This is a genomic window from Sphingorhabdus sp. (assembly GCF_041737645.1).
Taxonomy (GTDB): Bacteria; Pseudomonadota; Alphaproteobacteria; order Sphingomonadales; family Sphingomonadaceae; genus Sphingorhabdus_B.
On the sequence record NZ_JBGSRI010000021.1, the window covers coordinates 71,708 to 82,898 of the forward strand.

An 11,191-nucleotide genomic window follows, 5' to 3' on the forward strand; every position below is an offset into this window, starting at 1 on the left:
GTGGCGTCCGATCATTCTGAAGCAGCAGGGATCGGCGATGCGCCGTTCAATGCTGGCGGGCGAAGGTCGGCACGCCACAGTAAAATCGACGACGGTCCCGACGAGGCACAGGACAGGAGCGGTCGCTCGCTCATCTTGGCGAGTGTTGCGCGCGATGCGCGGCTTGACCAGAAGTTTCTGCTTCTGCTGGTTTTGTCAGCAGCAATTGCGACACTCGGAATGTTGCAGGACTCACCCGCAGTGGTGATCGGCGCAATGCTCGTGTCGCCTCTGCTCGGCCCGATCATGGGGATAGGGTTCGGTCTGGCGACGCTGGAAAGCAGCCTTATCAAGCGTTCGCTTGTGACGCTGGCTGCGGGAATGGCCACAGCGATTTTTATCGCGATGCTGATTATATGGCTATCTCCGATTCAGGATGTGACTGCCGAGTTGCGGGCCAGAACCCAACCGACGCTGCTTGATTTGGGGGTGGCCGTTGTCGGTGGTATTGCCGGCGTTTACGCGATCATGCGCAAGCTGTCAGGGGTGATGGTCGGTGTCGCAATTGCCACCGCGCTCGTCCCGCCGCTATCAACTGTAGGGTTTGGGCTGGCGACCGGACGGTTTGATTTTGCCTTGGGTGCGTCCCTGCTTTTTCTCACAAACACACTCGCAATTGCTTTCGCAGCAACGATTGTCGCACGCCTGAATCACTTCGGACCATCGCTGACGCCGCAGCATACCGCTTTGCAAATTGTCGGAATCGTGGTGACGCTTGGCATACTTTCGATACCGCTTGCTTTATCGCTCAACAGCATTGCACGCGAAATTCGGGCGCGCTCGACAGTGCAGAGCGAATTGGCACGACTGATGGATGATGCCGGTCGAGTAGATAGTCTAAATGTCAGGATGGAAGGCGAGGAAGTGTCAATCGACGGCGTAGTTCTGATCGACCATTACAAGCCGCGCCTGAACGAACAACTGACCGCTGCCGTTCGTACGCAACTCAACCGTAAAGCTCAGGTTAGCATCGTGCAGCTCAAGCAGCAGAGCGATGCGGACGAACAGCTAGAGGAGCGGATAAGTCGCCGGGTTGCAGCCCTTGAACAGCGCGACGAAGAAGAACGCCGTGTGCTTATCGGATTGACCGTAGGCGGCCTTCTTAAGCGCGAACAGCTGTTCATCGATGGCCAGGCCCGCAGGGTCATCGTCCAGCGCAGCCGTGAAGAAGAGGGCGAACAGGTTGCGGGAGCGATCGATGGCATAATCGATCAGGTCCAAACCGCCTATCCGCAGTGGTTGGTTGAGGAAATGCCACGAGCCGGGGATATTCCCTGATATTATCGGAGCCTTTATCTCCACTTGCGCGCCAACATTAAATGCCCGAAGTGCGGCCCATGACCACCGTCGATATTACAGCCACCCTCAATTACCAGCTACCACAACCCGCCGACGTGCTTCTCGCGGTCGAAGCCATTCCTATGGATGACCAGAAGCTGCTGAGCGACCTGCTGAAGGTCAAAGGCGACTGTTCTCCGCTGACCACTATCGAAGGGATGGACGGGCTGGGGCGTCGTACCTGGCTACATGCCGAGGGGCGGATCGACATTGTCTACACCGCGACGGTCGCCATCGACCGCGCGCCGACGGCCATTGCCGGACTGGATACCGTCCCCCATGCCGAATTACCGCCCGCTTATATCCAGTATCTGATGCCCAGCCGCTATTGCCCGTCTGACCGCCACGAAAATTTCGTCGCTAGCCGGTTTGACGGACCTGCCAAGGGCGACCGCATTTTACAAATGGCGGAATGGATTTACGATAACATCGAATACGCGCCCGGCTTTTCAGGCACCGGTTCGACCGCGACCGATACCTTCATTTCGCATCGCGGTGTCTGCCGCGATTTTGCCCATCTTCTAATCGCCTTTGCCCGGGCTGCCGATGTCCCCGCGCGTATGGTATCATGCTACGGTCTGGGCATCGATCCGCCTGATTTCCATGCCGTCGTCGAAGTATATCTTGAAGGTCGCTGGCACCTGATCGACCCCACAAGGCTGGCCCCGGAAGAATTTCTGGTTCGCATAGCCGTCGGCCGCGATGCCACCGATATCAGCTTCATGACCATTTTCGGAACTGCGGATCTGATTGCACAGTCGGTGTTGGTTGCAAAAGCCGGGGTGTCGAAAGCCTGACTTCAGTTTACATGGCATTGCCCGCAACCATCCTTTTATTGATAGCAACAAGCGGACGGCTGCGGTGATCAGCGAAACATTTATGATGCTAAATGGAGCAACACTAGCGGCTACTGACGCCGAGCTAGTAGTGGCGTTTGTAGCCCTTGCCGCCGGCGAGTTATCCGAAGACGAACTCGCCGACTGGTTCCGCATCCACCTTGGCTAAGGCAACAGATCCACAGGCTGGGTAGGTTCGCTCAAAAGCTTTTCCATACGCTGCCACCTTATCGCCGGATCAGGATTGCCCCGTTCGATATAGCCCCGGACCAGATCTTTGCCCCACCCATAATTGATGACATAGCTGCGGTAATGATCGGTAAAACCCACCGACTGTTCGGCGCGGGCGGGCGAAAGCAGCAAGTATTTTTGCGTCAACTCAAGCGCTTTTGGCCGATCGATTTCACCGTCCAGATACATTTTGGCAATGGTTAGCCGCGCGCCGGAGAGCGCGTCGGTTTTTTGCTGCATTTCCCAATAGTCCTTGGCCGTTCGCGGATCGAGGCCCGCCAGCGGATACAGGACGTCACGTTCAAATGCCAAACGGTCAGGCCCCGGAAAGGCAAGATCAATGCCATAATTGGCACTGCCTTCGGACAAGACGCTGGTCGGGCTATAAAGCGGGTTAACCTCATATTCCTTCCAACCCTTGGCGCGTGCCAGCCTATCTTCGACCATAAGATTAAGGACATGGTGGCCAGGATAGCCTTCATGGCAACCTAAATCGACGGCCCTGCTGATGCGGATCGGCAGATCAGTGTTGATCTGGATCAGGCTTTTGTAGTTGCCTTTGTAATAATTATAACCCGACCATGTTTTGCCGGTCACGAATTCCATCGTGAATGCTTCGCCTTGGGGCAAAGTGATATATTGCGCCGTGCGCCGCTTGCATTCGGCAATCGCGGCGTCAAATACGGGTTGCAGCTTTTCTTTAGGAATCGTGAAGCGTTCGTTGAACGCGTCGACACGTGCGGGCAGCGAACCCTCGCCTGGAATCAATTTATCCAGATTGTCCAACATTTCGTCATAATGCGCGAGCGGTTTAAGTTCTGGCACGGTTGCGAACTGCCCACTGGCTTCATCATTGAATGCGAATTTCTTGCCTTGCAGCATCTGGAGCCGGGTTTCGGCCGCGACCAGCATCCCGCGAAGCGCAAGCGCACGCCGACGATCGATATCGTTCGAAAGGGCAGGCAGTGCCTGATCAATCCTAACGGTTAATGCACGCGTGTCGGCCAACAACGCTTCCAAACTGCGCGGTGCGGCTTTTGCTGCCTCTTGCAAGGCAGCCGGTCCATAATAAGCATCAACATATTCCGCCTCATGTGTGCCGGCTTCCAGCGTTAGTTTGATATAAGCATCGGCAATATCTCCAATCGCCACAGACAGCATCTGGCCCGACGGTTCGGTTGGCGCCGTTATTGTCGCGCATGCGGGCATAAGAAGCAGCAAAGGCATGAAGATAAGGCGATGCTTCATTCAGATTCTCCTGATTTTTTGAGGTTGGGGGCCGCAAAGCGTAAAACAGCATAGCCGCAAAGTGCGGACAAAAGCGAGCCCATCAGCACACCGATTTTAACCGCGTCATTTTGCGTCGAATCTATAAACGCCAGCCCGCCGATAAAGAGGCTCATCGTAAAACCAATCCCGCAAAGCAGGGCGACACCGTAAACTTGGGCCCAGTTCGCATCTTTCGGCCGCGTCGCTATTCCAAACTTTACCGACAGCCACACGCTGCCGAATATCCCCAGCTGCTTTCCAAGAAACAGGCCAAGCGCGATGCCCAAAGGCAATGGCGCCAATAGCGACGCGGGGGTTACGCCGTCCAGAGAGACCCCTGCGTTCACGAAGCCGAAGATAGGGATGATAAAGAAGGCAACGGGCTTGGCCAACGCATGCTCCAGTCGATGCAGCACCGAATCTTCGGCATCGGGAGCAGCTAGCGTACGCCGAAAAGGAATGGCGAAGGCAGCCAGAACGCCGGCTATCGTGGCGTGTACGCCGGATAACAAGGTTGCATACCAGAGCAACACGGCAAGCAGCAGATAGGGCCACAGCGCATTCACCTTGAAACGGTTGAGCGCCATCATGGTCAGCCAGACCATGAGAGCAGCGAACAACGCCGCAAGATTCAGTTCCGCGGTATAGAATAAGGCGATAATCGCGACCGCCCCCATATCATCGACAATCGCGACGGTTGTCAGGAACAGCTTGAGCGAAGCAGGGGCGCGGCTGCCCAATAATGCAAGGACACCAATGGCAAAGGCAATATCCGTCGCCGCCGGAATGGCCCAGCCTCGAACCAATTGCGGGTCGCCTCCGGCAATGCCGAGGTAAACCGCCGCAGGAAAAATCATTCCGGCGGTTGCCGAGATTACCGGCAATCGCCGGTCGGCCCAGGTCGACAAATGGCCATCCACAAATTCACGCTTTATCTCCAACCCGACAAGCAGGAAGAATATTGCCATCAATCCGTCATTTATCCACAAATGGACCGTCATCGGGCCCAATTTTGGTGTCAGCTGTGGTCCTGTAACGGCGTGGATGAAGTGGAAATAATCGTCCGAAAAGGCAGTATTGGCAGATATCATCGCCAAAGCCGCTGTAGCCATCAAAATGATACCGCCCGCCGCTTCGCTTGCCAGAAACGTTCGCAATGCAGAACGCCCTGCCCGAGATGCTTCAACGCTTGCCATCGGGCAAGTCTATGCAGCCCTGTCTAATGCTTGGCAAGTAGCGTAGTTTTTCCGTTAAACTTTTTTGCCTTGACAATTTATCATAGTATTACAATGTTTAATGATGTCGCAGGCAATAGCTATATTTGGGGCGATCCAGGTCGAATTATTATTGTTCGGGGCGTTCTGGTTTCTTGTGGGCGCAATTGATGACCTGTGCATTGATGTGGCGTGGGTCGGCATTCAGCTGTCCCGCCGCTTCCGGACACCACGCATTGATTTTTTGCGTGATGGGCACGACAATGGGCAAGACGGCCCAATGGCGATTTTCGTTCCGGTATGGGCCGAAAGTGCGGTTATCGGGGCCATGTTACAAAATTGTTTGATCAGCTGGAAAGACAGCCCGCGCCCTCATTATATTTATGTTGGCTATTATCCCAACGATCCCGCATCGCTCGGCGTCATCATGGACGTCGCGAAAAATGCTTCCCATGTTCGCCCTGTCTTGATCGACCATGACGGACCGACCACCAAAGCCGACAGCCTGAACAGCTTGTGGGCGGCGATGGTCGAAGATGAAAGCGCCGCAGGATGTAAAAGCAAAGCAGTTATTCTGCATGATGCCGAAGACGCCGTCCATCCCGACGAGTTGGCCATTTTCGACCAGCTAATTGGCGAATATGCAGCGGTCCAGTTGCCGGTCATACCGATACGAACGCAAGGATCGCTATGGGTAAGCGGCCATTATTGCGACGAATTTGCAGAATCGCATGGCAAGACAATGATTGTCCGCGAAGCACTGGGGGCGGCCTTGCCTCTGGCCGGTGTCGGTTGCGCCATCGAACGGATCACGCTGGGCCGTATTGCCGCACAAAACGGAGGCAAGCCGTTTGACGAAAGCAGTCTGACCGAAGATTATGAATTAGGTCTGCGTATCGGTGCACAGGGTGGACGAACCAAGATGGCGCGGTTGATCGGACGTGACGGCCGTTTGGTGGGGACCCGTTCCTGCTTTCCCGAAACCCTATCCGCGTCGGTCCGCCAAAAAAGCCGTTGGCTGACCGGTATCGCATTTGCCGGATGGGACAGATTAGGCTGGCATGGCGGCTTTGCCCAGAAATGGATGCTGTTACATGACCGGCGATCAATATTCGCGGCGCTTGTTATTTTTCTGGCTTATGCGGGCATTGCTTCCTTCTTGCTGGGACAGTTTTTCGCGGCCGAAAACTTTTTTCTGTCCCAACCAATGCCGCCGATCTTGAGCAGTTTATTGCTGGTGAACTCCTTGTTCCTGTTTTGGCGACTTGGAGTAAGGGTGGCATTTGTAGCGTCCGTCTACGGCCCCGCTGAAGCATTGTTGTCGATACCCCGTGTTGTGGTGGCAAATCTTATCGCGATTCTGTCGGCACGTCGGGCGTTTGTAACCTATCTGCGACACTGTTTTGGTGCCCCGTTGCGATGGGACAAGACTGACCATATTGTCGTGCCTGTGATCCCCCGCGGCGCAAGATAATGCGGGGACGGCAGTTTCATTTTCTGGTGACTGTGTCGATATTTTGGGTCACAGCCAGATTAGGAATTATCGCACAGATTTTGCCCCCTTATCCGAGCGGAAAGCCGATTCCAGTCACGGCACAGAAACATAGCCAGCCAGCCCTACCGGATGAGCCGGAACCGAGCCCGATATGGTTTGAACAACATCACCGGCACCGAAAAACAGATATGGCGGTCGCACTGGTTAGCAAAGCTGTTCTGTTAGAACGCGGATTTGAAATTCGCGAAGGCGTCAATCTTGATCCCGTTGCCGAATTTGGTGTTGTGTCATCTGGCCCGATGCATTGGCCTGAACCGCTCCGGACGTCAAAGCCCCTGCCGTCGGGAGTGACATTTTATGCCTATAGCTTTTTCCGGACGCGGGCATCGCAAGGCGCAATTTCGACCGTAGGTCAATATGGCGGCAGCCAGAGCGGATTTGTAGTCGCCGTTCCATTGCTTGCCCCGCAGGACGGCACGTCGGAAGCCAAAATTGCGCTACAGATGAGAGGCGCTACCGCACATGATGACCTTGATGAACGTGAATTTTCAGCAGGTTTGCGATGGCGGCCGATCGGCAAGATGCCGCTATCGTTCACGCTTGAGCGCCGCTTCCGTAATGATCGAAAAGACTCTTTTAGTGCGTATCTGGCGGGCGGCAAAGCCTTTGATTTGCCCTTTCAATCCCGGTTGGAAAGCTATGCACAAGCCGGATTCATAACAGGTAAGGAAGGCGGACCCTTTTTCGATTTTTCGGCACGTGCGGAGCGCAAATTGGGTGCATCCCCGCTATCCGCCGGATTTGGACTTTGGGGCGGGGGACAGACCGGCATTTTCCGCATCGATGCAGGGCCTACCATCACCCATAGCTTCGAGATTGCTGATACCCCATTTCGTGTCAGCGCCGACTGGAGGACCCGGATCGCCGGCGATGCAGCACCGGCCAGCGGCCCTGCGGTCACATTGTCCACCAGTTTCTGAGACCTGGTCTTTATCCTGCCCCGAAAACGGGTTAGGGTCGTCGATAACAACTCATGGATATCTATCTTCCCATCGCCAATTTGTCCGTCAATGCCCTTGTTATCATCCTTCTGGGTGGTGCGGTCGGGATGCTTTCGGGTATGTTCGGTGTCGGCGGCGGCTTTTTGACCACACCCTTGCTCATTTTTTACGGCATTCCGCCTACTGTCGCGGCGGCATCTGCCTCTACACAAGTCACAGGCGCAAGCGTGTCGGGTGTATTCGCGCATATGAAACGCGGCGGGGTGGATTTTCAAATGGGCGCCGTGCTCGTCGTCGGCGGAATGCTGGGCACTGCCGCGGGCGCGGCGATATTCGAGATATTGGAAGCACTCGGCCAGATCGATACCGTCATCAATATATTATATGTCCTGATGTTGGGCAGCATTGGCGGATTGATGGCCAAAGAGAGCCTGCTGAGTGTGCTCGCCGTGCGCGCAGGCAGGCCGCTTCCGGCAGCCAAGCGGCGGCATCATCCTTTGGTCGCAAACCTGCCGATGCGGTGGCGTTTCTACCGGTCGGGCTTATATATCTCCCCGCTAGCGCCACTTATCCTTGGATTCATCACCGGCATAATGACGATGCTGCTCGGCGTTGGTGGCGGCTTCATCATGGTTCCCGCCATGCTTTACCTTCTGGGGATGGGTGCGCAGGTCGTTGTGGGCACATCTTTATTCCAGATTCTGTTTGTGACGATGGCCGCCACGATGATGCACAGCCTGACCACCAAGGCGGTCGATATCGTGCTCGCGGTATTTCTGCTGATCGGAAGCGTTACAGGCGCGCAAATTGGAGCAAGATTGGCGCAACGGATGCGGCCCGAATATCTGCGCCTGTTGCTTGCGGTGATTGTCCTGATGGTCGCAATCCGCATGGCTTTGGGCCTTGGCTGGCGGCCGGATGAAATCTATACGGTGCAGGCGTTATGAGATGGTTGCTTGCGCTCATCCTGTTGACCATGCCGGCCGCCATTTGGCCGCAAGCGGTTCCAAAACTTGTCCCCGATGTGTCGCAACGCCAAATCAATATCCAGTCCGGATTTACCGGCGCGGAACTCCTGTTATTTGGTGCCATCATTTACCCCAGAGGCGTAGCTCCAGAAGGACAGGTGGATGTAGCGGTCGTTTTGCGCGGCCCCGCACGACCAATCACCTTACGTGAAAAGCGGCAGATTGCGGGCATCTGGATTAATGCCGACAGCAGCGATTTCAGATCGGTTCCGGCCTATTATGCCATCGCATCTTCGCGCCCCTTAAGCAGCATCGTCGATAGTAAAACCGCGGCCATTTACGAACTTGGTCTTGATAAATTGCAATTATCCCCCAGCGGCGAAGTCGATGCCAAGGAACAGCGGCGCTTCAGCAACGGCCTTGTCGATCTGAAACAACGCAATGGCCTGTTCCGGCAAGAGGCGGGGTCCGTCGAAATTACCGATCAGGTATTGTACCGTGCGCGCCTGAAAATTCCGTCCAGTGTTCCGGTCGGCATCTATGTCGCCGAAACCCTGCTGATCCGTGATGGCCGTGTGATTGTTGCCGATGACAAGGTCGAAGTGCGCGTGCGAAAAACTGGCTTTGAACAACTGGTCACAATATTGGCCAAGGATTATTCGTTGTTCTACGGCACTATGGCGGTTCTGGTATCTTTGCTGCTGGGTTGGTTTGCCGGTTATATTTTCCAGCGACTTTGACGCCGAAGGTTGATGTTGGATAGTAAATATATCTTTACTTTCTAACATTAGGTTGGGCCCAAACATAAAGGGCTTTTCGGCAATGGATATCAGCGGCAACCATCAATTCTCATCGGCGCAACCTCTGGACAGCGGCGGTATGTCGGCGGTCAACGCCGGACCCGTGGCGATGGCACCAGCCGCACGGGCGGCCGTACCGGAACCCTCCAATGGGCCGACATTGCACCATATCGGCTTTGTGATGGAAATCGCGGGTTCCGGCTCTCAAGTGACGCTGGATGCCGGTGTATTGAGCGATCTCATGAGCCACCACGACCCGAGCATTGCAATGGCCGGACAGGTAGGGAGCCAGATCAAAATCCGCGTCGGAAGCACGTGGCTGCTCGCCAGCATCCGCACGCAAAAGCTGCATGAACGTGAACAGGGCGTCATATTGGCGGCCGTCGACTTTCTGGGCGAAGGCGATGAAGAACGGCTGACCGGTAAAATCTATAATTTCCGTCGCGGTGTGACGCGCTATCCGGTCCCGGGAAGCGAGATTTTTGCGGTTTCCAGCCCTGACATGAAGCAGGTGTACGCCGCCGATGCCCGGGCCCATGTCGAAATCGGCACTGTTTTCCCGACCAAGGACATTCGCGGTGCGCTCTATGTCGACGCCATGTTGGGCAAGCATTTTGCTTTATTGGGATCAACAGGTACCGGTAAATCGACGAGCGCTGCGCTTATTCTGCACAAGATTTGCGATATCGCGCCCGAAGGCCATATCGTGATGATCGATCCGCACGGCGAATATTCGGCGGCGTTCAAGAACAATGGCGCTTTGTTCGATGTGAACAACCTTGCCATGCCTTATTGGATGATGAATTTCGCCGAACATTGCGAAGTATTCGTAACATCCACTGGCGACGACAAGCAAATCGACAGCGATATTCTTGCGCGATGCCTGTTACAGGCCCGGTCCAAGAACCGGATCGCCGAAAGCATCGGCAAGTTGACCGTCGACGCACCGATCCCTTATCTGTTGTCTGACCTGACCAACATCATCCAGACCGAAATGGGCAAATTGGACAAGGCCACCAACAGCGCACCTTTCATGCGGTTAAAGGGCAAGATCGAAGAGTTAAAGGCCGATCCGCGTTATAATTTCATGTTCTCCGGCATGTTGGTGGGCGACACGATGGCCGATTTCGTCGGCAAGATTTTCCGCCTGCCTTCGGGCGGCAAGCCGATTTCGATTATCGATGTGTCGGGCGTTCCATCCGACATTACGTCGACCGTGGTTGCCGTTTTGTCGCGGCTTGTCTTTGACTATGCCATCTGGTCACGCAACGAACCGCAACGCCCGATATTGCTGGTTTGCGAAGAAGCCCACAGGTACATCCCGTCCGACCGCGTATCGAAGAACAGTGCTGTCCGATCTATCCTGGAACGGATCGCCAAGGAAGGCCGTAAATATGGCGTGTCGCTGGGCCTCATCACACAGCGCCCGTCCGATCTGGCCGAAGGCGTGCTGTCGCAGTGCGGCACAATCATCTCAATGCGCCTGAACAATGACCGTGACCAAGCCTTTGTCCGGGCCGCTATGCCCGAAGGTGCACGCGGGTTTCTCGATTCCATCCCGGCGCTGCGTAACCGTGAATGCATCATCTGCGGTGAAGGTGTCAGCATTCCCATCCGCGTCGCGCTCGACAATCTCGAGGAAGAAAAGCGCCCGGCGTCCGAAGACCCGCTGTTCAGCGAACTGTGGCAGGAAACGGGTGGCGAAGCCGAGATTCTGGAGCGCGTTGTCCGCAGATGGCGCGCGCAGGGGCGGTAATACGAGAGCAACCCATAAAGACTTACAAACGGGCTATTCATAGGATGTCCCTCCGAACGAATGGCGGCTTTCAGTGTGCCGGGCAGATGGCGGGAATGGCAGGAATGTTGTGATGGGGTGGACGCCCCCCGGCGGCATTTATGTGCCATGATGGAGGTGTTGAACACCATCTAAAGGAGGCGTCCGTGTCACAACTTACTACCATTGGTCTTGATATCGCAAAGAATGTTTTTCACGCGCATGG

9 protein-coding genes and 1 pseudogene are annotated in these 11,191 nt (G+C 55.4%); 8 read left to right on the forward strand and 2 right to left on the reverse strand.

The annotated features are described in order from the left end of the window. The 3 genes and pseudogenes from ACEW72_RS02925 to ACEW72_RS02935 all read left to right on the forward strand — a co-directional run. Complete coding sequence (locus ACEW72_RS02925; RefSeq protein ID WP_373474884.1) at positions 1-1,317, forward strand: DUF389 domain-containing protein; 1,317 nt, start codon at positions 1-3, stop codon at positions 1,315-1,317. Between the two features lie 59 nt (positions 1,318-1,376). Beyond that, positions 1,377-2,174, forward strand: coding sequence for a transglutaminase family protein (locus ACEW72_RS02930; protein ID WP_373474885.1), 798 nt, complete (start codon positions 1,377-1,379; stop codon positions 2,172-2,174). A gap of 10 nt (positions 2,175-2,184) precedes the next feature. Continuing rightward, positions 2,185-2,382: pseudogene (locus ACEW72_RS02935) on the forward strand (type II toxin-antitoxin system death-on-curing family toxin); the annotation flags it as partial. Here ACEW72_RS02935 and ACEW72_RS02940 read toward each other — a convergent pair. Continuing rightward, positions 2,379-3,692 carry a hypothetical protein gene (locus ACEW72_RS02940; RefSeq protein WP_373474886.1) on the reverse strand — a complete coding sequence of 438 codons (1,314 nt, stop codon included), beginning with the start codon at positions 3,690-3,692 and terminating at the stop codon, positions 2,379-2,381. The pseudogene ACEW72_RS02935 and the gene ACEW72_RS02940 overlap by 4 nt on opposite strands. Then, a complete protein-coding gene (gene nhaA / locus ACEW72_RS02945) occupies positions 3,689-4,909 on the reverse strand; it encodes a Na+/H+ antiporter NhaA (RefSeq protein WP_373474887.1) in 1,221 nt (406 codons plus the stop codon). Before nhaA ends, ACEW72_RS02940 begins: the two co-directional genes overlap by 4 nt. Before the next feature lie 100 nt (positions 4,910-5,009). On the opposite strand from nhaA, the gene ACEW72_RS02950 reads away from it, so the two are divergent. From ACEW72_RS02950 to ACEW72_RS02970, 5 genes are all read left to right on the forward strand, one after another. Beyond that, a complete protein-coding gene (locus ACEW72_RS02950) occupies positions 5,010-6,401 on the forward strand; it encodes a glycosyl transferase family protein (protein WP_373474888.1) in 1,392 nt (463 codons plus the stop codon). Between the two features lie 209 nt (positions 6,402-6,610). Beyond that, positions 6,611-7,402, forward strand: coding sequence for a hypothetical protein (locus ACEW72_RS02955; protein ID WP_373474889.1), 792 nt, complete (start codon positions 6,611-6,613; stop codon positions 7,400-7,402). A gap of 53 nt (positions 7,403-7,455) precedes the next feature. Further along, positions 7,456-8,370, forward strand: coding sequence for a sulfite exporter TauE/SafE family protein (locus ACEW72_RS02960; protein WP_373474890.1), 915 nt, complete (start codon positions 7,456-7,458; stop codon positions 8,368-8,370). Further along, the gene (locus tag ACEW72_RS02965; RefSeq protein WP_373474891.1) at positions 8,367-9,131 is read left to right on the forward strand and encodes a TIGR02186 family protein; all 765 of its coding nucleotides are present in this window, start codon (positions 8,367-8,369) and stop codon (positions 9,129-9,131) included. The genes ACEW72_RS02960 and ACEW72_RS02965 overlap by 4 nt, the downstream gene beginning before the upstream one ends. A gap of 169 nt (positions 9,132-9,300) precedes the next feature. Continuing rightward, entirely contained in the window at positions 9,301-10,947 is a 1,647-nt protein-coding gene (locus tag ACEW72_RS02970; RefSeq protein ID WP_373474895.1) for an ATP-binding protein, read from the forward strand. Positions 10,948-11,191: the final 244 nt, after the last annotated feature.

Bases quoted from the DNA above. Each gene is read 5' to 3' on its own strand.
- nhaA (WP_373474887.1), bottom strand. From the start codon at position 4,909: ATGGCAAGCGTTGAAGCATCTCGGGCAGGGCGTTCTGCATTGCGAACG.
- ACEW72_RS02940 (WP_373474886.1), bottom strand. From the start codon at position 3,692: ATGAAGCATCGCCTTATCTTCATGCCTTTGCTGCTTCTTATGCCCGCA.
- ACEW72_RS02930 (WP_373474885.1), top strand. From the start codon at position 1,377: ATGACCACCGTCGATATTACAGCCACCCTCAATTACCAGCTACCACAA.
- ACEW72_RS02955 (WP_373474889.1), top strand. From the start codon at position 6,611: ATGGCGGTCGCACTGGTTAGCAAAGCTGTTCTGTTAGAACGCGGATTT.
- ACEW72_RS02965 (WP_373474891.1), top strand. From the start codon at position 8,367: ATGAGATGGTTGCTTGCGCTCATCCTGTTGACCATGCCGGCCGCCATT.
- ACEW72_RS02960 (WP_373474890.1), top strand. From the start codon at position 7,456: ATGGATATCTATCTTCCCATCGCCAATTTGTCCGTCAATGCCCTTGTT.
- ACEW72_RS02950 (WP_373474888.1), top strand. From the start codon at position 5,010: ATGATGTCGCAGGCAATAGCTATATTTGGGGCGATCCAGGTCGAATTA.
- ACEW72_RS02970 (WP_373474895.1), top strand. From the start codon at position 9,301: ATGGCACCAGCCGCACGGGCGGCCGTACCGGAACCCTCCAATGGGCCG.